A 26,254-nucleotide genomic window follows, 5' to 3' on the forward strand; every position below is an offset into this window, starting at 1 on the left:
CGCACAGCGATTTCACTTAAGAATAGTCATCGCCCAGTTTGGCTTACCAAAGTTGGCCACGAGTTATCTTTTGAGTTTAAGGCAAAAAATAACCCAGCCTAAACTGGGTTATTAACGTTAGATTGGCCAATGGCGGAATAATGACCTTGCAAGGTCGTTATCCTTTAACGGCGATAAACCAATTCTCAATTTATTAAACGCGGTTACTTCGCGGCTAAAAACTTCACTAAGGCTGCCAGCTCTTCTGGCGTGTGCGCGGTTGAGGTCAGCATATAACGGCCATTAACCAGTAATGAGGGTACGCCCTTGATCCCAGCAAGCTCAGCTTGAGAGTCATAATTCATTAGAGTGAATTTGGCATCGACGGAATTCATCGCGGCATCAACATCATCCACCTTAGCACCTTGAGCGACAAAGAAAGCTTTAACTTGTTCAGGCGCAGTAAATTGCTCACCTTTCTCATGGATTTGCTTGAAAATAGCGCCATGGGTTTGCTTGGTCATCTTTAATTTTTGCGCCACATAGTAGGCAAGTTGACTCAGTTCCCAAGCAGGACGGCCAGCGCCAACCGGGGTCCGCTCAAAAGCGACATCTTTGCCGAGCAGTTGCACTGTCAAGTCCATAAGCGGTTCTTGTTTATAGCAATGCGGGCAGTTATAGGAGAAAAACTCCCGCAGCACAGGCTTTTGTGCTTCGGTAATTCCCGCTACCGTAACATAATCTTTGCCTTCTTCGAAACTTGCGGCCTGCAGTGCAAAGCTAGCACTCAGGATTAATCCGCACGCCAATGCGGCTATAGGTCGAACTCGATTAAACACGCTCATTATATTGTCTCTTTTTATTCGTCATTGATTTAAATAAGGATGACACATTCGCTCAAGCAAAACTTGGAAGCCAAAGATAACCTAAAAGCTCGGCTTTTACCTTTAACAATAATTAACCTTTCTCAACATGCCGCTAGCATATCCAGCGGAGAAGCATACTGATATCGAAAGCCTAAATCTGTGACAATGGCGTTAGCTTGGATGACTTTACTCGGCATGGATTGTTGATTAAATTCGGGCGCGACTAAACCTAGGGACTCGGCAGCAGCCTGATAAAACTCAGCTTTGGTAGGATGCATTGGCGCGCAGAGGTTATAAATCGGAGCCACAGCTAGCCCTATGCTCGTTGCCGCGAGTATCCGACTTACCGCACTAACACAATCACTTAAGTGAACTAAATTCACTGCCACATTGGCGCCACTGACATCAGTTTTCCCTGCAAGGAAACGTCCAGGATGACGTTTGGGACCTACGAGCCCCGCAAAGCGGACAATACAGCTATGGTGCCGCGCTTGAAATAAAGCTTCTGCATCTAATAGCACTTGGCTGTCGCTGGATTCTGCCAAGGCATCGGCTTCGGTCATCACTTTATCTTGGGCCGGATACACACCTGTGGTGCTGATAAACACAATCCGCTGATATTGCCAGCCTTGGGTTAATGCGATGAGTTGTTGTAATTCATCAAGATACGTGGCGTTACCGCGCTTTAATCGGGGAGGAATATTGACCACTAGATAATCGGTTTGAAATAAACCGCTTAACGCCTGAGCATCGGGGGCAGAGGGTGCTTCGCTGCCCAATTGCAGCGGATAGGCTTCAATCCCAACCTCAGTTAATATCGATAATTCATCGGCGCTACGCTTACAGCCTGTGACTCTGTAACCCTCTTGGACAAGCTGCTTTGCTAAGGCAAAACCAAACCATCCACAACCGACCAAGGCAACACTGGATTTAACTGCGCCGTTTTCTGCTTTTACATTCGCCATATTTGCCCTAAGGGAATCATATCAGCGGATAGAATACGGAACTTAGTGCATAAGATTCAAGTTTGTAGCGAACTAAAATAAAAACTAACCCCTTTATCGACTTGCAAGGTACGAATAGCGCCCTCTGACAACTCTTCCGCTTTGATGGCTTTTTGCACTGTTACGCCTTCGTCACTTAAGAAACGCAGCGAAGCATCACTCCCGTCCACTTTGCAAGCCCAGACTTGGGGCTGACTCACTTCTTTGGTGGTCATGATCACTTTCGCAATACTGTCATCGGAGAGCTTTACTATAGTTCCAGGAGGATAAATGCCAAGAATTTTAACTAACACAGAAATCAGTGATTCCGAATGTTTACTCGAACGATTTTTAAACAGATAACCCAATGCCACTTGAGGAGACGTTGCTTGCTGGCCACTGAGCTGCTGATCATAATCATTTGCTAGGCTTACGATCTGCGTAACGATTGGGATCTTATGCCCCGTTAATCCGTCAGGAAATCCAGAACCATCAACAAACTCATGGTGGTGTAGAATGACATTTAACACCTCTTTAGGGAATAATCCTGACCGATTCAACATGTCAAAACCAAAATTAGGATGCATTTGTAAATAGCTGGCTTCGTGTGTCGTCAGTGCACCACGCTTTCGGCGGATCACATCGGGCACTTTAAGCTTACCGATATCATGCAGCAAACTGCCAAGGGCAATATCACGCAGATCTCTTGGAGTTAAATCCAGCGCGTGACCTATCATCATTGCCAACACCGCCACAGAGACGCCGTGTTGGGTCACACTCACCTCTTTCTCATCCATCCCAACCAAGGTCAGAAACGGTGTTTCAACTTCCTGCAAATGGCTTAGCATGTCTTCAACCAGTGCCGCCGAAAGTCGATAGGCGCCTTCTGGATCGCTGACTATTTTACCAAACACATTACGGGAATTATTCACATTCATTAAAAAACGCTTTTGACTTAAACGCATCGCCTTACGGGTATCGGCCTTGAGATCCCGTTCGGGTTCGACTGCTATCTCGTCTTCAATGTCTTCGTCTTCTTCAACAATATCCAGTTCTGCATTCGATTCCGACAACAAAAACACATAGGGAACCCCTAAGCCACGGATCATTTCGATTTGAGCGGCACTGCTTATATCAACGCGGTTAAATAAAAAGGGGTGATTCGTCCATGACAAGGGCAACTTGACTCTCATGCCAAGTTGAATTTCTGATAGTGATAATTTTTTTTGAGGTACTTTTGCCACGCAGTATGACTCCTTTCAAATGTGATGCGAGACATAAACAGATGACCTCATCTGCGTATCCCACAGGGCACATTCAAGCTAAGTACATATAACTATAGATGATTCAAAGCGTTCGATGCAGAGTACACATGAAAAATCCTTATCAAACTGAGGCATAAGACACATTAATTTGTGCCCTGCGCCTCAGTGTTAAATAAAGGGACTAAATAACAACAGGATAGGATCTTAAGGCTGAAGCTCTTTTTGTTCTATTTTTGGCTCTTCTTTGGGCCAGTCACGGAGATAATAACTGAGTCGCTTCGATTTAATGAGATAAATGCCCGACCAGAACAAGACTAACGCGTCTAAAGCGAGGCTCCAATGGAATAGGAATTGGCCATGGTTCAGCCGCTGCCCCAGCAAGACACCATCAATCATCAGCAGCAACCACAGACCCCATTTCAAATGCACAAAAATAGGTCTTAACCATTGAGGCGAACGGCGACGTTCGGCAATCACCACAAGATAAATCAAAACCGCGCCCAGTCCCGCCCCGAGTGCTAGCAAAAAATCTGACTTTTCAGGGTAAAAAATCCGCACTAACTCAGAACGGTCACCCATCTGGGTCAGCGAGGCGATAAAAATGCACCAACCGCGCGCAAGATAAGCCAAGAGTGCGTATAAAAAGATCGGCGGTTTAATATGGCCTTTATCATCGAGCCAAGTGATGTGACTGAAATTCAAATAGGTTTCCAATTAGCAAAAACTAAAACAGCATATTAAGGAGATGGTGCCAATCGCGGCTAATTCAATAGCCAAAGCAGACTATCTTTCCCCCATTTCTTTTTACGCGTGCAAATAAAAATAGCGCCATAGGTAAGGCGCTATTTAATACTTACGATTCAGTGGTTTTTAAACTGTAGATTCAAAACATCAGACCAGAGCCAGCGGCCTATTTCAGCCCACAGCAATCAAGCGTTCGCAGCGAGCAGTGCCAATAACTCATCCTCATCCATCACTTTAACGCCAAGCTCCTGCGCTTTCGCAAGTTTTGAACCTGCCGCCTCACCTGCCACTAAGCAATCGGTATTTTTCGACACACTGCCAGCGACTTTTGCCCCCAGCGCCTGCAACTGCGCTTTAGCATCATTACGATTGAGCTGATTTAAGGTACCGGTCAATACCCAAGTTTGGCCTTTAAGCGGCTGCGCCTCTGCACTTGGCGCTTCAATGGCGGGCCAATGCACACCAGCAGCGATTAAGGCATCGATAACCTCAAGGTTATGCGGCTGAGCAAAAAAGTGGGCCACATGCTGGGCCACCACGGCGCCAACATCTTCCACTTCAGTTAACTGCTCCACACTTGCCACCCGCAGCGCATCTAAACTGGCAAAGTGCGCCGCAAGGTTTGCCGCCGTCGCCTCGCCCACTTCGCGAATGCCCAAGGCATATAAGAAACGCGCAAGTGTTGTGGTTTTGGCCGCTTCAATCGCCGCTGCTAAATTGGTTGCCGACTTCATCCCCATGCGGTCGAGCATAGTCATCATAGAGGCGGTGAGCTTAAACAGATCCGCAGGACTTTGGACGAGTTCTTTATCAATCAATTGCTCGACGACTTTGTCGCCCATGCCATCGATATCCAAAGCCTTGCGGGATGCGAAATGCTTAATCGCTTCTTTACGCTGAGCTTCGCAGAATAAACCACCGCTACAGCGCGCCACTGCCTCACCTTCGAGACGCTCGACTAAACTGCCACACACAGGGCAATTATGCGGAAATACAATGCCAGTCGCCGTTTCAGGACGTCTTTCTGGCACTATGGCAACAATTTGTGGGATCACATCACCAGCGCGGCGGATGACCACAGTGTCACCGACTTTAATGCCTAAACGGGCAATTTCATCGGCATTGTGCAGCGTCGCATTCGATACCGTCACGCCGCCAACAAATACTGGCTTTAAGCGCGCCACAGGCGTCACCGCACCTGTGCGGCCCACTTGGAAATCGACGCCTTCAAGTAGAGTCATTTCTTCCTGTGCGGGGAATTTATAGGCAATCGCCCAGCGGGGAGATTTAGCCACAAAACCTAAACGTTGCTGCTGGGCAATATCGTTAACTTTCATCACGACGCCATCGATTTCAAAGGCTAAATCGCCGCGACGAGTGAGAATGTTTTTATAGTAGTCATAGACTTGGCTTAATTCAGCGCAGACTTTGATTTCGCTACTAACGGGTAAACCCCACGACTTAAGCTGCTGTAACTGCTCGAAATGGGTTTTAGCTAACGGATGGGAATCCGGCTCAACAACCCCTAGCGCATAGGCATAAAAAGCCAATGAGCGGGCGGCGGTAATTTTACTGTCAAGTTGACGCAAGCTACCGGCAGCAGCGTTACGCGGATTAACAAAGAGTTTTTCATCCTTGGCGCGCGCCCTGTCGTTCAGCGCTTCAAAGGCGGCTTTAGGCATAAAGGCTTCGCCGCGCACTTCAACGAGTTCAGGGAAATCATTACCGCGCAATTTAAGCGGTATCGATTTAATGGTTTTAACGTTTTCAGTGATGTCTTCACCCACTGAACCATCGCCGCGGGTCGCAGCGCGCTCAAGCACGCCATGGCGATACAAGATACTCACGGCAAGGCCATCGAGTTTAGGCTCGCAGCAAAAACTCACCTCACCCACTTTATCGGTGACACGTTTGTGGAAAGCACTGAAATCCGCTTCATCGAAGGCGTTATCTAAGCTCAACATAGGTTTAAGGTGAGTGATTTGATCAAATTTGGCGAGCGCCAATCCGCCCACCCTTTGAGTCGGTGAATCAGCCACAATCAAATGGGGATATAACGCCTCAAGCTTGAGTAAACACTGCATCAACCTGTCGTACTCAGAATCAGTAATGCTCGGCGCATCATCCACATAGTAACGAATGTTGTGCTCGTTCAGTGATTGGCTGAGCGCCTGCATCACCTGCGATGCGTTTTCAGGGTTAACGTCTTCTGACACTAGTGTATCGAGTTGAATGTCTTGCATATTCTTTATCCAGAATGCTTTAGATCACAAAAGTAGATCATAAAAAATGAGGCCGCAATCGCGGCCTCATCAATGTATTAACCGCCAAATTGCGGCGTCGGCTAAGCGTTAGCGCGAATACGGTGTAAATAATCTTGCTTAGTAAACTCGCCCCAAGGCAAACGTTGACCGTCGAGTACCACGGCATCGATCTCCTCAGCGAGTTGGCGCGCAGAGTTAAGCATAATCGAGAAGTTCATTAAAGCATCGCCGTAGCAAGGTAACGTCATGAAAAATACCACACCTTGAGTACTGAACTGCTCCATGTTGTCCGGATCAAACACGCCAGGTTTTAGCATGTTAGCAATAGAGAACAAGACTTTACCATTGCCCGCATTATCCACATGGCGATGGAAAATATTCATGTCGCCATATTTAAAGTTCAAAGTTAAGAAACAAGGCAGTAGTTCAGCGCCGTTCAGCTGTTGGCCATCTTTTGCGACCACATGTAAAACCAGCACGTCGCGTGGCTCACCTAATTCATCTTCAGCGGCTTGTTCAACATGCGCTACTTGTTGATGATCTGTTTCATATTCATTTTCTTCAAACAAAGCAGTTTGCTGCGGCGCGGCACGTAGCGCTTGTTCTTGCTCCGCGGCTTTTTGCGCCACAATAGCAGCATGGGATTGACCCATTTGCGGCACTTGCGTGCCCAAGACGGGCTCTTGGCGCGAGACTTTAGGACCGCGGTGTTGCTCTTTTGCAACAGGTGGCTGCAAGCTAAAATCAGGCTGAGCTAGAATAGGTTCGTGTTTCGTTTCTACCTTCAGCTCTGGCTTAAGCCCTGATTTAAGTTCTGCTTTAAATTCTGGTGATGTCAATTCTTGCGGCTTAGTCTCTAGCTTTACTTCCTGTTTCAAATAAGGATTGGCCGCGGGAGTCTCGTTATTAGGCGTCATTTCGCCAGCTTTACGCACTCGCACAGCACCAATACCGTCGGCATCAAATCCTTCGGCATCAATTCGCTTAGGGCTCGGCTCACCTTTCTCGGCCTGTTTTTTATAAAAATTGCCCATTGGACTATCTTTCAATGACTTAGGTTGTTGTCTTCTGATAGACCAAAATCCATGCACCAGCACAGCAACTATGGCTATGGCGCCTAAAACAAACAATACTAGTTGCAAATCTTCCATTGGTTACCCTGTCTTTGTTCTAGTTATCCAGCGTCAGCCATCGCCACCGCTTGCTCTATGTCTACCGCGACTATACGAGACACACCGGGCTCGTGCATAGTCACGCCTATAAGTTGATCAGCCATTTCCATGGTTATTTTGTTATGGCTGATATAAATAAACTGTACGCTCTGTGACATTTCTTTCAGTAATCGACAGAAACGTTCAACGTTGGCATCGTCTAATGGCGCATCCACTTCGTCTAACATACAGAAGGGAGCAGGATTCAGCCTAAAAATTGCGAATACCAATGATAAAGCGGTTAAGGCTTTTTCACCACCCGAAAGAAGATGGATTGTGCTGTTCTTCTTACCTGGCGGCTGCGCCATGATAGTGACGCCAGTTTCCAGTAAATCATCATCCGTTAACGCTAAGTAAGCTCGACCACCACCAAACACCTTAGGAAATAAGCGTCCGAGATCTTCATTGACTGAATCAAATGTCGTCTTAAAGCGGCTTCGGGTTTCTTTGTCTATCTTACGGATCGCTTCCTCTAAGGTCGCCAGTCCCTTATTTAAATCGTCATCTTGATGATCAAGATAGGATTTTCGCTCACTTTGCTGTTCAAATTCTTCGATGGCTGCAAGGTTAATGGCGCCTAAGCGAACAATTTTCTGCCGTATTTGATCTAAATCACTTTGCCACTTGTCAGGCATGCCCTCTGCGGGCAAGTTGCCGAGGATTTCAGACAGAACAATTTGCTGTTCCTGTAAGGCTTCCAGCTGACTATTGGCTTGGCCTTTTATTCCTTCACGACGTAACTTTAACGTGCTCAGGCTTTGAGTCAAGCCCTCAAGCTTACCAAGCTCTTGTTTTTGCTTTATTCCTATACTGTTTAATGTCTCAGTGAGCCCACTTTGCTGCTGACGGACATTTTTTAAGCCCTGTTGTTGCTCATGTTGTTGCTGTAATAGCTGCGTTAACTGTTCAGTCAGCTGCACACTATTTTTTACGCCACTTAATTGGGCGACTTTGGCAAGTTCGGCTAACACAGACTCACGGGTGTGGATAAGTTCATTGACACGTACTTGCTGTAATTCAATTTGTTCAGTACTGACAGCCATACGCATAGTTACAGCTTGTAAGGCCGAAGTCGTGGTCGATAACTGACGTTCAACCTCTGTAATTCGCGCTTTCAAAGCTTGATGGCGCACGCTATCGGCCTGCGTGTCTTGGGTGAGTTGCCGCTGAATATCAATACTCGCCTGCAACGCATCATCAAGTTCTGTTTCTTGCTCTGCCAATACTTCGCATTGCTCGCTCAAGCGTTCAAGGTCAATCAAGCTCGCGCTTAATGCCGCTTCAAGTTTGTTCTGCTGCTCAGCGCGCGCCTTCACTTGCTCAGTTAAGCCACTGAGCTGCATCGACTTTGTTGTTTTATCCAACTCTAATTGATGCGATTTTTGCGCGCCAGCAGTCAATTGTTGCCTTTGCTGCTGCAAGATAGCCGCAAGTTCCGCCATTTTATCTTGCTGAACGTGCAGAGATTGCTGTAAATCGAGGATGTTTTGCGCTAGCTGAGCTTGCTCTTTGCTGAGCTGCACCAGTGACTGAGCGCCCTCTGTCTTAGTGATTAAAAAACCTTGACCGAGGAGATATCCGTCGGCGGTGACAATCCGCTCATCGGTCTTTAACTGTGACAGTAGTTGTTTTGCCGCGTGAATATCTTTTGCCCACTTAAGCCCCGCTAACCAAGGGGCAAGATTCACCTCAGCCTGTAAATACTCACTCTGGGTAGATTGCGACGCTAACGCTTGAAACCCCATTTCGGTTTCAGTGACGCCAACGGGCAAGGTCAACAAACCATTTAGGGCGAGTTCAGCCGCAGTTTCCCAACCATTTTCAACGGTTAAACTCTGCCATAACTGCGGTTTATCACTTTGCTGTTCCTGCTTAGTCAACCACTGTTCGACCAGCTCATGGCGCGCTTTGGTCGCGGTTAATTGCTGCTGAATCTGCTCGGCGCTATGGCGGGCGTCATCTAAAGCTTGCGTGCTTTCACTAACAAGTTGTTCTTGCTGATGATTAATCTCAGCTTGTTGTCTGGTTGCATATTCAAGAGACGCAATTTCTTGTTGCAGTGGCGTGATGTTTGAGGCGAGATCGCTGTCCACTAAAGCGATGAGCTGCGCTTGCTGCTCACTGCTTTGCTGCTGTTTATGCTGCAATAATTGCTGCTGATGCGCCAACTGACTGCGGCGCAGCTCAAGCTGTAACTTGTGCTGCGAAACATCCACGGCCTGTTGGCGCGCCACTTCGGCCTGCTGCTGACTGCGCTCTATGCTCATTTCCCATTGGGATTGCAGCTCATCCATGATTTCTTGCTGTTCATCATGCTGCGGCCCAAGCTTGGCAAGCTCAAGCTCTAACGCGCTAAGACTCGCTTTATAGCCGTTGAGCTTATCGGTGTTTTGCAGGATCTGTTCTTTAACTTGCGCCAACTGGGTTTCAAGCTGGGCATCACGCTGCTTTTGATTCTGTAACTGTTGTTCTAACTTAGCGATGTCGGTGCCAGTCAGATAATAGGCCTCAACTGCGCGTTGTTCTTGCTCCGCTAATTGGGCGAGTTGCACTTGCAATTCAGTCGTTTGCAATTCATCGGTTTGCGCGAGCGACTGCGCCGCCGCTTGTTGCACTTCTATGGCGCGGATTTGCTCAGACAGACTCGCCATCTGATCTTGCAACTCTTGATAGCGCATCACGAGGAGTTCAGCATGGGTCTTGCGCTCGGCCTGTTTTAGCTCACGATATTGCTTCGCGGCCTTGGCCTGCTGCGCCAGTTTATCTAACTGTTTGCCGAGTTCACTGCGAATATCGCCTAAACGCTCGAGGTTTTCGCGGGTATGGCGGATACGATTTTCGGTTTCGCGGCGGCGTTCTTTATAGCGAGAAATCCCTGCGGCTTCTTCAATAAAAGTGCGCAAGTCTTGAGGTTTAGATTCGATAAGGCGAGAAATCGTGCCCTGCTCAATAATGGCGTAGCTGCGCGGACCAAGACCTGTGCCCATAAACAAGTCGGTAATGTCTTTACGGCGACACTTTTGGCCATTGAGAAAATACCAAGACTCACCGTCTCGGCTCACCTGACGCTTAACGGCGATTTCTTCGTAACTGGCATACTGACCCGCGAGGCGACCATCTTTATTTTCAAAAATAAGTTCAACACCCGCCACAGACACAGGTTTTCGTGCGCTTGAGCCGTTAAAGATCACGTCGGCCATCGAATCACCGCGCAGGTGTTTCGCCGAACTTTCACCCAATACCCAACGCACGGCATCGATCACATTCGATTTACCGCAGCCATTTGGACCAATAATGGCGGTTAATGCCTGTAAAAAAGGAATTTTAGTGGGATCGACGAACGACTTAAAGCCGGCAAGTTTTATCTGTTTTAATCTCATGGTGCCAGTTAGCGCGTCTCTGAAGTCTGGCCCGAAAATGAGCCCAGTGGTGCAAATGCATTCTGCTGGCAACTTTAACAAAGCAGGCAGCATTTTGTAACGCTTTTTATTGAATTCATGCGGCTTTTAGCTTGTCATCTGCCCATGAGTTGATCACAATCGCAGTTATCTTTATATCAGGCTGTCTCTCAAGCTGTAGCCCAACTTTTTGGAAAGACGATATGACACAGAAGAAAACCTTGCCCTTCCCAGCCAAAAGCGGCGTTAATTATTTTCTCGATGGCTTTGGTTTAATTACACGTAAAGGCCTGCGCACTTTCGTATTTATTCCCTTGATGATCAACCTGCTGCTGTTTGCAGGCGTCATTTATGTGGCCATAGGCCAGTTGGACGCCATGTTCACTTGGATGAACGCCCAGCTGCCTGACTACTTAAGCTGGTTAAACTTTTTACTTTGGCCGCTTGCTGTGACCACTATGCTGGTGATGCTCGCCTTTGTGTTTAGCTCGGTGATGAACTGGCTCGCCGCTCCCTTTAATGGTCTGTTGGCTGAAAAAGTCGAGCAGCTATTAACTGGCAAGCCGCTGAATACCGGTACTGGCATAGATTTAATCAAAGACTTACCGCGTATCCTTGGGCGTGAGTGGATCAAACTTAAGTACTATCTGCCCCGCGCATTGGTGTTTTTATTGCTGTTTTTAGTGCCTATGGTGGGCCAAACGCTGGCGCCAATCTTATGGTTCCTGTTCAGCGCTTGGATGATGGCAATTCAGTACTGCGATTATCCCTTCGATAACCATAAGGTCAGTTTTAAGGATATGCGCTTTGCCTTGAATCAAACCCGTGGCACGAGTTTTAGCTTTGGCGCTACAGTGACACTGTTTTCGATGATCCCCATCGTCAACTTTATCGTGATGCCTGTGGCGATTTGTGGCGCAACGGCGATGTGGGTCGACAAGTATCGTGAAGCCTACCGCAATCATGCAATCGCACCAGAATAATTAACGATACAAATACTTATCTAAAATGATGTGGGTTTGATATCAATTCCCGCAACATAAAAACAGCCTCAATTGAGGCTGTTTTTATTGATAAAGATCGCAGAACAATCTGCGATGCCAAGTTCAGCTTAGCACTTCTGCAAAATCACACTGCCGATGGAATATCCCGCGCCAAAAGAACTTAATAAGCCTAAATCACCCGCTTTAAAGTCGCTGGAATACTTATGAAATGCAATCACAGAGCCCGCAGATGCGGTATTGGCGTACTCGTCTAATAAGACAGGCGCTTGTTCCGCTGACACATCATCCCCAAGCAGCTTTCTCACCACAAACTGATTCATGTTGATGTTAGCTTGATGCAACCACAGACGCTTAAAAGACTGCGGCGTTAACGCTTGTTCGGCCAGATGTTCATCCAAATGTTGGTAAATCATCGGCAACAGCTCTTTAAACACTTTACGTCCTTGTTGGTGGAACAGTTTATCGGCCTGATGGGCAGCACTGGGATCGCAGCGATTCAAGAAACCAAAATTACTGCGAATATTATTCGAATAATCAGTAAAACAGCGGCTTGAGAGAATTTTAAACACATTGTCAGATTGAGCTAAGCTTTGCTCTTCCAGTACCAGTGCGGTCGCGACATCACCAAAGATAAAATGGCTGTCACGGTCGCGATAATTCACCTGCGCCGAACAAATCTCAGGGTTGATGACTAACACTCTTGAAGCTGAGCCCGTCGCAATCGCATTAGCAGCGGCAACAATTGCAAAGGTTGCCGATGAACAGGCCACTTGCATGTCGTAACCATAACCGCGCGTACCGAGTGCACGTTGAATTTCAATTGCCATCGCAGGATAGGCACGCTGAGTATAAGCACAGGCAACAATCACCAGATCAATCTGTTCGGCTTTGAGATTGGCATTGTTAAGTGCCATCAATGCGGCTTCAACCCCAATTTCAGCCTGCATAGATAACTCGTCGCTACTGCGCTCTGGAATTAACGGCATCATGACTTCGGGATCGAGAATGCCCTCTTTCACCATCACATATCTGTGCTTGATGCCCGAGGCCTTTTCAATAAATTCGCTCGAGGAATAGGACAAAGCCTCGACATGGCCTTGCTCGATTAAGCCTGCATTTTCAAGATTGTAAATATCCACATAGGCATTGAAGCTCTCAACTAAGGCTTCATTAGAAATACTGTGGGGCGGCGTAAATAAGCCACTCCCCGAAATCACGACCTGTTTCATAGGTGCTCCGAACGGGTGCTTGTTGTAAGGTGAGCAGAGGCGGCATCATCACTCGTAAGCGCGGGCGCTAACTCACTTTGCCCCTGTACTTGCTGCTCTAATCGTTGCTTTTTATGCATTTGTGCTAAGTCTATCACGACTGTTGAAGATATTTTATCTTGGATCCCCTGCCGATTGGCATCCCAAAATATTTGCATAAAGCCAAGTAAGCCAGTGGTGAAGCCTGCGGCGTAACCACCATAACGGCCAAAGGCGGCCCATAAACTGATTTTAGCGCCATCGAGCTGGATCACCCGAATGCCAAGCATCTTCTTGCCTAAGGTTTGACCATCAAACCGCGCGGTAAAAACGGTAAAGTAAAACGCCGCCCAACCAAAGCCCAGCCCCATATCACTCATAAAACCTTTGACCCAAGCGATAACACTGTGGGTTGTAGATTCCTCTTCATCATCGGCGCTTTTCACTCTTGTGCTTGGCGAAGGTACTGTTTTGGTTGTGTCTGTCGTTTCGGTTACTTTTGCTGCATTAGCCACAACACCTTGCGCGGGATCAGTTGGTTCACTGGTTCCAATGGCTTGTGTCGACTTGAGCGGCTCAGACTGAGTATCAGGCATTTGCAACTCAGCTTGGGGCGCGATAACTGGCCACAAGGTGCCATCAAGGACTTCCGTCTGGAGCTTTTCGCTGTCTGCGGCAGACAAACTACTGTTGGCGATGGCGCTAAGGACTATCTCCCGTCGCTCAATCTCTGTCATGCCCTTTGATGCTGAAGCGTTTTCTATCACCTCGCGCAGGGATTGAACTTGAGTTTTACCACAAGCGTAATTATCACAAAGGCTCAACGAAATGATGGCTGGAAGCGAGGTAATAATTTGTTTACCCAATGCAGCCCCCTCAACTGCCTGCTCATTATCGGTATTGTTTGAGCCATTAACATTAAGCAGGTTATCGGCGGTCGTGAGCAACATAAAAGCTAACATTGCGGCATAAAGTCCCCATTTGAGTAAACGACCCAATTGATGACTGCGTTTCTCAATATAAATGATACCGACCACCAGCAATACAAACATCCAATCCATCTGCTCCGCTAACACTGTGATCAGTAAACCATCAATCAACATGGCTAAAGCACGTTTTAAGGGCGCCGCCAATGGCGTATAAAGTACAGTGTCTGCAATGGTAAAAGCATGGGGAGTCACCATAGTTTTTGGGTCTTTGCCCAAATCCGTTTGCTGTTGTTTCATGTTTGCGTCTTGTCCGATACGAGTGATAGGCTTGTTTTACGATTGACACATCAAGAAGTTATCCTTGCGAATGCAACAATCTTTTTTATGTTAGCAAGAGGTTAACACAGTTAAACTGGCTGCCAATCAGGGTTTGCGAATAACAGCACATCCTTTAATAACCAAATCGAATAAAGAAGAACAAACAATCACTTCTAAAAGCGCCACAGCAGATTATGATTCAATAGTGCCAACATAGGAGCAAGCAATCCATGAGCAAAATTTTCGAAGACAATTCATATACTATTGGTAATACCCCGCTAGTACGTTTAAACCGTGTTAGCCAAGGTAAAGTGCTGGCCAAAGTCGAAGCGCGTAACCCAAGTTTCAGTGTTAAATGCCGTATCGGTGCCAATATGATTTGGGATGCCGAGAAAAAGGGTCTACTGACTAAAGACCACGAGCTGATTGAGCCGACGTCTGGCAACACAGGTATTGCGTTGGCGTATGTTGCCGCGGCCCGTGGTTATAAGCTTACCCTAACGATGCCAAATACCATGAGTTTAGAGCGTCGTAAGCTGCTCAAAGCCCTTGGCGCAAATCTCGTGCTGACAGAAGGCGCGAAAGGCATGAAAGGTGCAATTGATAAAGCGGAAGAAATCCGTCAATCGGCTCCTGAAAAATACATTTTATTACAGCAGTTTAATAACCCTGCTAACCCAGAAATCCATGAAAAAACCACAGGTCCAGAAATCTGGAATGATACCGATGGCGAAGTGGATGTGTTTGTTGCCGGTGTAGGTACGGGCGGTACGATTACAGGTGTCAGCCGTTACTTGAAAAAAGTAGCAGGCAAAACCATTACCTCAGTGGCGGTTGAGCCAGCAGATTCTCCTGTGATTGCGCAAACCTTGGCGGGTTTACCGGTACAACCTGGTCCACATAAAATCCAAGGTATTGGCGCAGGCTTTATCCCTGGTAACTTAGATTTAGAGTTGATTGACCGCGTAGAAGCTGTCACCAACGATGAGGCCATCGACATGGCCCGTCGCTTAATGCAAGAAGAAGGTATTTTAGTAGGTATTTCATCGGGTGCCGCCGTTGTTGCCGCAAACCGCATCGCTGAATTGCCAGAATTTGCGGGCAAAACCATTGTGGTGATTTTGCCATCGGCTGCCGAACGTTACTTATCTTCAGTTTTGTTCCAAGGCCAATTCGGCGACGAAGAAAACATTCAATAGTTGACGTTGGATTCCCCTTTAAAATACCCAGCCCTTTAAATACCCAGCCTCTGCTGGGTATTTTTTATTTGTGACATTGCATTAATTAGATCCCGACTGCAGAGCGCAAACAAGTTCCGGCTCAAGTTTGGATGCAGCTCATAGTTCTCAGTATCACCAGTAGCATTAGCGGCTCAGTGAGTTATAAAGAACGGATATTCTCGTCAATCCATTCCTTTTTATGCCTTTTCCCCCTCAACCTATACCAACGCCATTAACACCAATATTGATAAGAAAAAATTACTTTATGAATAAAATTAATCAAATTTATTTATTCTTAATACCCGCAGTACACTGAGGACATCAAAACAGCGCCCCAAAAAAGCGATGTTAAGCATTGTCAGTATTGAGAGGTATTCAACATGACTTCAAAACGCAAACGCTGGACATCCCACGCAGCTAAACTTCCCAGCCCTATGGCAGGACTGGCACTTGCCATTGCCAGCTTAGGTTGGACTTGGGAGAACATGACACCGTCACTTAATGGCGCAGGACAACTCACAGGTGCCATCATCGCCTCTGTGTTGCTGTTACTGCTCATGGGTAAGTTTATGCTGCATCCGACAATTCTAAAGGACGAACTCAGCCACCCAGTGATTGGTAGCGTGATCCCTACCTTCGCCATGGGGCTGATGGTCGTGTCTAAAACACTCGGCGATTATTTCCCCCAAGCTGGCTTAACCCTGTGGCTAGTGGCCATAGGTATACATGTGCTCTTCTTAAGCGCGTTTATCTACTACCGCGCCATCGATTTTAAACTCGAGCACATGGTACCAAGCTGGTTCGTGCCACCGATTGGCATCATAGTCGCGGCGGTGTCTTTCCCTGTATCTGACTACCAATGGCTAGCAAACGCCATTTTGGTTTTTGGGATGTTAGCTTACTTAGTCATGCTGCCTTTAATGCTCTATCGCCTCATTTTCTGTCAGGCAATACCTGATGCCGCTAAACCAACCATTGCGATTCTCGCGGCGCCCGCTAGTTTATCACTCGCAGGTTATCTAACCGTTTGCGAGCAGACGTCAATTCCCTTAGTTGCCCTACTACTGAGCATCGCCATTTTGATGACCAGCATCATCTACTTAGCCTTCTTTCACCTGTTAAAGCTGCCCTTTAGCCCGGGATACGCAGCCTTTACCTTCCCTATGGTGATCGGTGCTACCGCGCTCTTTAAAACCGCCGCTTGGTTAACCCAGTTCAACAACATGGGTGAGTTAGCGATATGGATAAAATACTTAGCAGAATTCGAGCTTGTGATCGCCACCTTAGTGGTTGCCTATGTTGCTCTACGCTATTTAGCACACTACTTTCCACTGCAATTTAAAGTGGAAGAGCTAATAAACAGAATAGAACCAAGTAAAAATTAATTCTCAATTTTATGCGCTCTGTACACATTAATTGGAATAACCTACCAAAACTCAAAGAAAGATGAATCGAGATTCATCTTTTTTTGAGTAACGAAGATATTAATAAAACCCTCAAAAATCAGTTCAATTTCAAACCGAACCTATCCTAGCCCTTCTAAAAAAGTGCATATTTAAGAGAATCAGCCATCTAACTTAAACAGCATGAAATTCTATATATAAAGTTAAGCTGCACAAGAAAACCTGAAGAGATACAGAATGACTAACTAAATAAGCAAAATTTGCTATTTTCCCTATAAAAATAATAAAAAAGTATGATTTAACCAAAAGCAAATTAAAACAAAATGAAAACAATTATAAAAAACAAATAAACATTTAATTAACATGCTTAACAAAAAAACATCAAAACCAGTACTAAGTAGCCATCATTAACGGCATTAATGATGCACAAACCCTTTGTAAAAAAACATTTAGAATAGAAATTTACAAATTTGAAACAATTTAAGCAACATTTATAATGTTGCACTTGTTATTTCCTTGTGGTTATATCTTGAACCTAATTAAAGGTGACACTTATTGGTTACAAAAGTGACTTTTAATAAAATAAGAATTAAACAAAAAAAACAAATGTTAAGGGAGAATAGAATGCGCGCAAAATCTACATTAGCCAAAGCAGTTCGCTTTGCGTTAATCAGCGGAGCTGCTACAGCAGCATTATCAACTTCAGCAGTATTTGCTGCTGAAGACGGTGCAAAAGTTGAACGTATTGAAGTAACAGGTTCTCGTATTCAAAGAACTGATATGGAATCAGCATTGCCTGTTACGGTTTTATCGGCTGAAGATATAGCTAAAACAGGCTTAAGCGACGTTTCTGCAGTATTAGCACAAATGCCATTTAACACTGCGGGAAGTTTTATTAGTGACGCTGGAAGTTCAGCAAGTAACCATGCAAGTTCAGGTATGCGCGGATTAGGCTCTAACCGTACGCTAACATTAATTAACGGACGTCGGATCGCTCCTTCCGCAACATTTGGTGGTGATTCAACCAACCTCAACTTAATCCCCATGGATGCAATTGAGCGTATCGAAATTTTACGTGATGGTGCATCAGCTATTTATGGTTCTGACGCTATCGGTGGTGTAATTAACATCATTCTTAAAAAGACATTCGATGGCTTAGCATTCGATGCAAAATTCGGTAGCCCAACACAAGGTGGCCGTGATGAAAAATCTGCTTCTATTACATTTGGTAAAACTGATGATAAAGGTAGTAGTTTAGTTGTTATCGAACATAAGGCATTTGACCCTCTGCAAGGTGGACAACGCCCTCACATAACAGCTAACTGGGACCAAAAATATGGTCGAAGTGGTTTGTATGCTCCAGAAGGAACATATCGTCCTGTAGCATCTCGCCCAGGAAAAGGCGCTGATGGAACATTTGATGACCCTGTTTACACAGGATTACAAGTTCCAGGTAAAGACTGTCCTGCTGATAGAGTTATTACCACTAAAGATGGCTCGGCCTGTGGATTCAGTCATTTTGATGGCACAGATTACTTACCTGAACAAACTAAAGACTCTATTTTTTCAAATATGACTCATCGCATTACTGATGAACTAGAGTGGTTTGGTCAAGCAATTGTAATGCGTGATAAATCAACCACATCTTCAACAGCATTATGGACTCCTAATCTATATATGGCTGCTGATAACAAGTTAAATCCAACATATGGCACAGCTCAAGCGTCAGAGGTTCAAGCCTATCACCGCTTAAAAGGTGTAGCTGATCGCAAAACAGAATTCGACTCAAATGTAGTCGATATCGTTACTGGCTTGAATCTTGAATTAGATGCTGGTTCATTAAGCTGGTATGTTCAATATTCTGATCAAGTCGTTAATATCGAAACGGACTCTTATGTCTTTGAAGATAAGTTACAAGAAGCTGTAGATAAAGAACTGTATAACCCTTTTGTGGAAGGTGGCAATGCAACACAGGCAACCTTAGATACATTTTTGCATACAGCAACACGTAAAGCGACATCGAACACAACTGGTACAGGTTTATCTTGGGCAGCTTTAGCACCAATAGCATTACCTGGTGGCGATTTAGGCTATGCCGTCGGTGTTGAATATCAAAAAATGGAGTACAAAGATACTCGTGATGCACAACAAGCGGCAGGCAATGTACTAGGTACTTATGGTGGTGATTCAGCTGGTGACCGAAGCTATAAAGCGGCATTTGTTGAATTAGAGCTTCCAGTTCTAGAAAATTTAAACGTTAAACTTGCTAGTCGTTATGACCAATACAGTCTTCCTGATGTTGGCCAATTATCAAGTTCAATTAACGTGCGTTATGAAGTGCTTGATAACTTAGTATTAAGAGCATCTTATGGACAAGGCTTTAGAGCACCGTCTTTAGACGACTTACTAGGCGAGCCAGCAACAAGTTATGATTCAATAACTGATACAACTCTGTGCCAAAGCTTACCTGATGATCAACAAGCAGGTAACAAAGCATGTGAAGATAACCAGTATTTACGTAAAAGTTCGGGTAATAAAGACTTAGATCCAGAGAAATCTGCTCAATACTCATTCGGTGCAGTATGGAACATCACCGAAAATATTGATTTGGTTGTTGATTACTACAATATTGAAATTACTGACCAAGTAAGTTATATCGATGCTCAAACTATTGTCGACTTAGAAGCGACAGCTGGTTTAGGTGCTTACGATCCAAACTATATTTATGTAAAACGTAAAGCTGATGGCACAATAGATGAAATTGGTGCTGGCAACATCAACATGGATGGCGTACAAACTTCAGGTCTAGATGTATCCTTTACGTCTAAATACGATCTAGGCAGTATGGGCGAATTAAAGTTTGCTGTTGAGGGTACATATGCACTTGAATATTCAGAGCAAGCAAGTCCAATCGCTAAACGCTATGATGTTTTAGGAACTAAAGGTTATCCACCACTACGTTTCAATACTACATTTAGCTATGCTATTGACGATTTCTCTGCGTCTTTAATCGCTAAATATATTGATTCCTATGATGGCGAAACACCACAACAACAAGAAGCAGGCACTAATAAGCAAGACTTCTCTTCGTTTACAACTTGGGATATGACGCTAAACTATGACTTTAACAATTATGGAAAAGTTACTGTAGGTGCGCGCAACCTATTTGATGCAATGCCAAATGTAAACTATAGTTTAGGTTACCCTGGGTACGATACAGATACACACAACATCTTAGGTCGTGTAGTATTTGCTGGTTACAAAGTTAAATTCTAACCTAATCAAAAATGGCATCTTTGGATGCCATTTTTATTTGCTGTATTTGCGAAACCCAGTAAATAAGCATAAAAAATGCCCAGCTATTTGCATAATGCCACTCGCTTAAGAGCGAGTGGCATTTTTACTTGGATATTTCACCGTTTTCTTTAGCACCACACGCGGGTAGCTGGGCCGCTTCCTCTTCGCGGGTAAAATCAACCTCTTGCCATTTTCCCTCAGTCGTTTTAAGTGCTGTGGGATCGCTCCTGGACTCCCTCTGTCGCTCCAACCAAACTCATCCTGGATTAAAAACAGGGCATTAATGAAACTTATCCTCTGTGGCTCAACTTTATGCTGTACTGCCATTGCGGCCATCTCTAGCCGAACAATATTGTAGGTCGTCAAGATCCCCCATAATTCTTGATACACCCCATCCTTCTTCTTACTGCGCAAGACGGGTTTATTTTCCAGTTGATATTGCTTCAGCTCGCCATAACCCCTCTCTATCTCCCATCGCTGCCAATACACCTTGAGCAAATCGTTCACTGGATAAGTGTTGGGGCATAGACATGACGTGATAAACCCTTTGATATCACCTTTGGGTGACGGAATAAGGATAAGGCGGGCTTGCCAGCTCTCCCCCAGATAAGGCGCTTGCTGTTTAGCTTGGGGTGATACCGGCATCTCAACCAGATGGTCATACTCTGAGAATGACTCGATAATTTGATAGCGGGTCTTAGACTTTATCGGGGTTAACCAATGGGTGTTTGCACCGCTTCCTTGCCAGCTGATGAGCAATTCGGCAGACATAAACCCACGGTCAAACAACGTGAGCGAATGCTCGGGAGCTGAGCCAACCAATTGCTGGGCATAGTGAATTTCACTGTGGGTAACAGGCCCTAAAGCCGCATCAGAAAGTAAGTGGCTACGCGTAGACATTAAGGTGACCGCCAGCACAGAGGGAAAAGAAGCCGTGCTTTGTGCAAAGCCAAAGTGATGGTTTTCTTCAGTGTTATGCGTCTTAAAATACGTCCCATCAACACTGAGCAATTTCAATCCCGCTATCTCATCAAATTCGCACTGTGTTTCCCACTGTGCAGCGGTTGTTTTGAACAGATAACGCATGGGCTCTGAACCCAACTTTTCTTTGGCTTTGATGATGCTACTGGTCGCCAGTGGCGGGAGCTCCCCCTTGGCGTCGGGAAACGCCAGTGAGAGCGTATCACAGACTTGCTGAATCGAGCGGTTACGCATCAAACCAATGCCTAGAACCAACCAAACAGCTTGCTCTGCAGGGAAACGGCGGGTTCGAAGTGATGCCCTGCCAGTTTGTTGCACAGCCTCAGCCACCCAATCCATGGGAACATGTTTGGCGAATACATCAATATCCTGCGATTGGCAAAATTCAGCAGTAACGAGTAGCTCTTTAGAAAATTCAGACATAAAAAAATCAGCCGCAACTTAGGTTGCGGCTGATTATGAAGCCCTTGAAAGATCGTTCAACTACTTAAAACGATCGGCATTAAGCTATTTGCTGGGCATTTTCTTATCGTTCAACGGGTCATTTAAAACATTCTAGGAATGCTTCGTCAGCTTAATTTCACTCGCATGTTGAGGTTTTTCGGTATGTGAATGGGGCGTTGAAAAGTGCTCATGGTGAGCTTTGTGTGGATCACTTGACGTCGTTTTCCCCTGCTCTATCCACCAATAACCTAAACCCACAATCACACCACCGCCGACAATATTGCCTAGGGTGACGGGGATTAAGTTGTTGAATATAAAGTTAGTCACGGTTAAATCGGCAAACTGCTCTTGAGTCACACCTAAAGATGCAAAGAATTCTGGGCTGGCGATAGATTGGATCATCATGCCCATAGGCACCATAAACAGGTTAGCGATACTGTGTTCAAAACCGCTGCTGACGAACATGGCCACGGGTAAGATCAACAGTAGGGATTTAGTCAACACATCACGGCTGGCGAAGGTCATCCACACGCCTAAACACACCAACATGTTACACAAAATGCCTAAGCTAAAAGCTTGGATCCAAGTGTGATGCAGTTTGTGTTGCGCCACTTTAAGGGCATTTAATCCCCAGTTACCACCATCGAGTTCATACATGCCCGCGGCGGTGATCAAACAAACCATCAGTATAGCGCCGACAAAATTGCCCGCATAAACCCGGCACCAACATTTGAGTAATTCAGCGCCAGAGACTTGTTTTTGTGCCCAGGCGACGGTACTGAGTACTGAACTGGTAAACAGCTCGCCGCCGCAAACTACCACTAAAATCAGGCCTAAACTAAAGGCTATCCCCCCAACGAAACGAACTAAACCCCAAGACGCATCGCCAGCACCTGTGGTCACTGTCAGATAAAATACAAAGGCTAAGGCGATGAAGGCGCCAGCAAACACAGCCAGGCCAAAGGATTGCCAAGGCGCTTTAACCACTTTGCTGGTACCGTAAATTTCCGCCTGATTATAACAACTAAAGTGCGCTGAAACCTGTGGTGCTTCGTGGGCAGTGTTTGTCACCGTTGGGGTTGATGATGGATTTGGGCTTTTCATTGCATGACTCCAACTTCAGATAAACAGACTTGAATGCGTAGCATATATCTCTCCTGCAGCGCCGTTGCGCAGATAGCACGAATCAAAACCGAGATGTTGATTTGCTGAAAATGATGATTCACTAAAGTCTCGCTTTGTACCATACAACGCGCTAATGCTGTGAAGTAGATATTGCTAAAGCGTGATGTTATTCACACCAAAAATGTGAAAACTTTGAAGCCAAAAACACAAAAGGTTAATTGGTCTTACCAATACAGGTCAATTCTAGCCATCAGAATGACATGCTATTTAGGTTGTCCATAACACCAAAATGGCTCGTATCCAGCTAATTCAACTCTCAAGTACACTCGTTATCAAACTCGCTATCAAACGGTTCACAAAATCAGCTTCAGTAAACTCAGATCTACTCAGTCGTGAAGCATTGATTTGGCAGTGAAACAAAGATGGGGCAATAGATTGACTCGCACGCTTCAATATCCACGGTATTGACTCCGCCAGCGCCCCACACATCAGTATTGACAGTTTAGCCCAGCAGCAAGCGACAGCATGCCTGATGAGTAGCAAAAGCCTTGCTCAGCCACTCTTTTATGATTTCTAGCGGAATTCAGGTATTACCGTTTGCCCAGAGGGAGAAACCCTATGCCATTCCCTAAGCATCAACGAGATTAGCGAATAAACTACAATTAATACAAATAGCTAACAAGGAGCTTGTTTCTAAGTCACGAACACAACAACCACTGTCATACCCTATTTATCCGGCCATCACGCCATCCCAGCAAAAATCAATCGATACGAGGATAGATTTCTCCCAAATAAAGGGGGACAGTAAATGGCAACAACCAAAGGCTTAGTGATTTAAGGAGTGACAAGTTTGAATGTCACACCAAGTAGAAAAGCGTGCTGTATTCCTAATAGTAGTAAAAAAATGCTACCTAGCTAGCAAATTTGGGATTAAGCGAGCACAAACCAATCCGTTTAAGATGCGATAGCGGCAGACCTATGTTAATATGCTTGTGGGCAATTGGTCTTACCAATTACAAAAGAGATTGATCGGTAGCCGATAATCAAAGTAAGCGAATATTTGTCATCTTATCGGGTATCAATAGACAGACTTTTGGAGTGACAGCACTTCAAAATCCAGTTCCCATCATAGGGCGTCATCATGAAGGGAGCTTTATTTCAGGAATTAGCTATTGGCTTATACTCAGCATCGCTTCACGCTGATCGCCAATAACCTTTATCTCAACCAGAAGGTATTAGTACGATGACCGAAAAAACTGAACTGTTTGCCAACGCATGGGAAGGCTTTACCCCTGGCGATTGGAAATCTGAAGTCAATGTACGTGACTTTATCCAACAAAACTACGCGCCTTTTGAAGGCGACGAATCATTCCTTGCCGGTGCCACCGAAGCGACCACAATCCTGTGGGATAAAGTCATGGAAGGCATCAAACAGGAAAACCGTACCCACGCGCCTGTTGATTTCGATACTAAGATGGTCTCTACCATCACTTCCCACGACGCTGGCTACATCAACAAAGAATTAGAAACTATCGTTGGCTTACAAACAGATGCGCCGCTAAAACGCGCTATGTTGCCTAATGGTGGTATTCGTATGGTGGAAAGCTCATGCGCTGCCTACGACCGCGTGCTAGATGAAGACGTTAAATACATCTATTCAGAACTGCGTAAAACCCATAACCAAGGTGTGTTCGATGTTTACACCCCAGAAATTATGGCTTGCCGTAAATCAGGTATTTTAACCGGTTTACCTGATGCTTATGGCCGTGGCCGTATCATTGGTGACTATCGCCGTGTGGCACTTTACGGTATCGATTACCTGATGAAAGATAAGTTTGCCCAATTCACTTCACTGCAAGCGCAGTTCGAAGCGGGTGAAGAATTATCAAATGTTATCCAATTACGTGAAGAAATCGCAGAGCAACACCGTGCACTAGGTCAAATGAAGAAAATGGCTGCCAAATATGGCTGCGATATTTCTCGCCCAGCGACCACTGCACAAGAAGCAATTCAATGGACTTACTTCGGTTACTTAGCCGCAGTGAAAAGCCAAAACGGCGCGGCGATGTCATTAGGCCGTACCTCTTCATTCCTCGACATCTATATTGAACGCGATCTGAAAAATGGCACCTTAACTGAGCAACAAGCTCAGGAAATGATTGACCATTTCGTGATGAAACTGCGTATGGTACGTTTCCTACGTACTCCAGAATACGATGAATTGTTCTCTGGCGACCCAATTTGGGCGACTGAGTCAATCGGCGGTATGGGCTTAGATGGCCGTACGTTAGTGACTAAATCAAGCTTCCGTTTCTTGAACACCCTTTACACTATGGGTCCAAGTCCAGAGCCAAACATCACAGTATTGTGGTCAGATAAACTGCCCATCGGCTTCAAAAAATATTGCGCCAAAGTGTCTATCGACACTAGCTCAATCCAATATGAAAACGATGACCTAATGCGTCCAGATTTCCAATCAGACGACTACGCTATTGCCTGTTGTGTAAGCCCAATGGTTGTTGGTAAACATATGCAGTTCTTCGGTGCCCGCGCCAACTTAGCTAAAACTATGTTGTATGCGATTAACGGCGGCGTTGACGAAAAGCTGAAAATCCAAGTTGCCCCTAAAGCCGACCCTATCACTGACGCCGTATTAAACTATGACGACGTGATGAATCGCTTAGACGGGTTAATGGATTGGTTAGCGACGCAATATGTCACAGCACTGAACTCAATCCACTTCATGCACGACAAGTACTCTTACGAAGCCGCGCTAATGGCACTGCACGACAGAGACGTACGTCGCACTATGGCTTGTGGTATTGCGGGTCTGTCTATCGCAGCCGACTCACTGTCTGCCATCAAATTCGCCACTGTAAAACCTGTTCGTGATGAAAACGGCATTGCAGTTGATTTCGAAATCAGCGGTGACTATCCAAAATTTGGTAACAACGACCCACGAGTTGATGATATCGCCTGTGATTTAGTTGAACGTTTTATGGCGAAAATTCGCGACCGTAAAATGTATCGCAATGCGATCCCAACTCAGTCAATTCTGACCATCACCTCAAACGTGGTTTATGGTAAGAAAACCGGTAACACACCAGATGGACGTCGTTCAGGTGCGCCATTTGCGCCGGGTGCAAACCCTATGCATGGCCGTGATGAAAAAGGCGCAATCGCTTCTTTAACCTCAGTGGCAAAACTCCCATTTGCCCACGCTCAAGATGGTATCTCTTATACCTTCTCAATCGTGCCAAATGCGCTGGGTAAAGATGATGATGCTCGCCGTACCAACTTAGCGGCATTGATGGACGGATACTTCGACCACAATGACAAAAAAGAAGGTGGCCAACACTTGAACGTCAACGTGATGAACCGCGAGATGCTCGAAGATGCTGTTAAGCATCCAGACAAGTATCCACAGCTGACCATCCGTGTTTCTGGCTACGCAGTGCGCTTCAATTCACTGACGCCAGAGCAGCAACAAGATGTGATCACGCGTACATTCACCAAAGGTCTGTAAGCTAAATTAGTCAAGGCTGTAGTACACTGTGCTACAGCCTCACTTATTTT

At 45.6% G+C, this 26,254-nt stretch carries 16 protein-coding genes; 5 read left to right on the forward strand and 11 right to left on the reverse strand.

Features of this window, described 5'->3' with window-relative positions; translation table 11 throughout:
* Nucleotides 1-203 precede the first annotated feature (203 nt).
* The 7 genes from Q4Q52_RS09010 to Q4Q52_RS09040 form a co-directional block, all read right to left on the reverse strand.
* Nucleotides 204-824 carry a thiol:disulfide interchange protein DsbA/DsbL gene (locus Q4Q52_RS09010; RefSeq protein ID WP_198555482.1) on the reverse strand — a complete coding sequence of 207 codons (621 nt, stop codon included), beginning with the start codon at nt 822-824 and terminating at the stop codon, nt 204-206.
* A 122-nt stretch (nt 825-946) separates the two neighbouring features.
* A complete protein-coding gene (locus Q4Q52_RS09015; RefSeq protein WP_311990422.1) occupies nt 947-1,810 on the reverse strand; it encodes an SDR family NAD(P)-dependent oxidoreductase in 864 nt (287 codons plus the stop codon).
* A 56-nt stretch (nt 1,811-1,866) separates the two neighbouring features.
* Nucleotides 1,867-3,072, reverse strand: a complete 1,206-nt coding sequence (locus Q4Q52_RS09020; RefSeq protein WP_311990423.1) for an HD domain-containing phosphohydrolase — start codon at nt 3,070-3,072, stop codon at nt 1,867-1,869.
* 225 nt (nt 3,073-3,297) lie between these two features.
* Nucleotides 3,298-3,795 carry a DUF2919 domain-containing protein gene (locus tag Q4Q52_RS09025; protein WP_063884806.1) on the reverse strand — a complete coding sequence of 166 codons (498 nt, stop codon included), beginning with the start codon at nt 3,793-3,795 and terminating at the stop codon, nt 3,298-3,300.
* Nucleotides 3,796-4,022: 227 nt separating this feature from the next.
* Entirely contained in the window at nt 4,023-6,080 is a 2,058-nt protein-coding gene (gene ligA, locus Q4Q52_RS09030) for an NAD-dependent DNA ligase LigA (RefSeq protein ID WP_311990424.1), read from the reverse strand.
* Between the two features lie 101 nt (nt 6,081-6,181).
* Nucleotides 6,182-7,252 carry a cell division protein ZipA gene (zipA, locus tag Q4Q52_RS09035; protein WP_300482940.1) on the reverse strand — a complete coding sequence of 357 codons (1,071 nt, stop codon included), beginning with the start codon at nt 7,250-7,252 and terminating at the stop codon, nt 6,182-6,184.
* Nucleotides 7,253-7,275: 23 nt separating this feature from the next.
* Complete coding sequence (locus tag Q4Q52_RS09040; protein WP_311990425.1) at nt 7,276-10,692, reverse strand: chromosome segregation protein SMC; 3,417 nt, start codon at nt 10,690-10,692, stop codon at nt 7,276-7,278.
* Between the two features lie 221 nt (nt 10,693-10,913).
* On the opposite strand from Q4Q52_RS09040, the gene cysZ reads away from it, so the two are divergent.
* Complete coding sequence (cysZ, locus tag Q4Q52_RS09045) at nt 10,914-11,693, forward strand: sulfate transporter CysZ (RefSeq protein WP_006082150.1); 780 nt, start codon at nt 10,914-10,916, stop codon at nt 11,691-11,693.
* A 128-nt stretch (nt 11,694-11,821) separates the two neighbouring features.
* Here the strand turns inward: cysZ and Q4Q52_RS09050 are convergent, their stop codons facing one another.
* Together Q4Q52_RS09050 and Q4Q52_RS09055 are read right to left on the reverse strand one after the other, a co-directional pair.
* Complete coding sequence (locus tag Q4Q52_RS09050) at nt 11,822-12,943, reverse strand: beta-ketoacyl-ACP synthase III (RefSeq protein WP_311990426.1); 1,122 nt, start codon at nt 12,941-12,943, stop codon at nt 11,822-11,824.
* Entirely contained in the window at nt 12,940-14,187 is a 1,248-nt protein-coding gene (locus tag Q4Q52_RS09055; RefSeq protein ID WP_126491682.1) for an RDD family protein, read from the reverse strand. Before Q4Q52_RS09055 ends, Q4Q52_RS09050 begins: the two co-directional genes overlap by 4 nt.
* A gap of 251 nt (nt 14,188-14,438) precedes the next feature.
* On the opposite strand from Q4Q52_RS09055, the gene cysK reads away from it, so the two are divergent.
* The 3 genes from cysK (at nt 14,439) to Q4Q52_RS09070 (ending at nt 20,107) form a co-directional block, all read left to right on the forward strand.
* On the forward strand, nt 14,439-15,407 hold the full coding sequence (cysK, locus tag Q4Q52_RS09060; protein WP_006085400.1) for a cysteine synthase A: 969 nt from the start codon (nt 14,439-14,441) through the stop codon (nt 15,405-15,407).
* A 401-nt stretch (nt 15,408-15,808) separates the two neighbouring features.
* Nucleotides 15,809-16,813, forward strand: coding sequence for a TDT family transporter (locus tag Q4Q52_RS09065; RefSeq protein WP_311891745.1), 1,005 nt, complete (start codon nt 15,809-15,811; stop codon nt 16,811-16,813).
* A gap of 642 nt (nt 16,814-17,455) precedes the next feature.
* Nucleotides 17,456-20,107 (forward strand): TonB-dependent receptor, encoded by a 2,652-nt coding sequence (locus Q4Q52_RS09070; protein WP_311891746.1) that lies wholly within the window; start codon nt 17,456-17,458, stop codon nt 20,105-20,107.
* 105 nt (nt 20,108-20,212) lie between these two features.
* Here Q4Q52_RS09070 and Q4Q52_RS09075 read toward each other — a convergent pair whose 3' ends face one another.
* Complete coding sequence (locus Q4Q52_RS09075; protein ID WP_311990427.1) at nt 20,213-21,532, reverse strand: IS4 family transposase; 1,320 nt, start codon at nt 21,530-21,532, stop codon at nt 20,213-20,215.
* 132 nt (nt 21,533-21,664) lie between these two features.
* A complete protein-coding gene (gene focA / locus Q4Q52_RS09080) occupies nt 21,665-22,657 on the reverse strand; it encodes a formate transporter FocA (protein ID WP_259541584.1) in 993 nt (330 codons plus the stop codon).
* A 1,264-nt stretch (nt 22,658-23,921) separates the two neighbouring features.
* On the opposite strand from focA, the gene pflB reads away from it, so the two are divergent.
* Nucleotides 23,922-26,204 carry a formate C-acetyltransferase gene (pflB, locus tag Q4Q52_RS09085; RefSeq protein ID WP_107404297.1) on the forward strand — a complete coding sequence of 761 codons (2,283 nt, stop codon included), beginning with the start codon at nt 23,922-23,924 and terminating at the stop codon, nt 26,202-26,204.
* Nucleotides 26,205-26,254: the final 50 nt, after the last annotated feature.

Source organism: Shewanella sp. SP1S2-4, assembly GCF_031932075.1.
Taxonomy (GTDB): domain Bacteria; phylum Pseudomonadota; class Gammaproteobacteria; order Enterobacterales; family Shewanellaceae; genus Shewanella; species Shewanella baltica.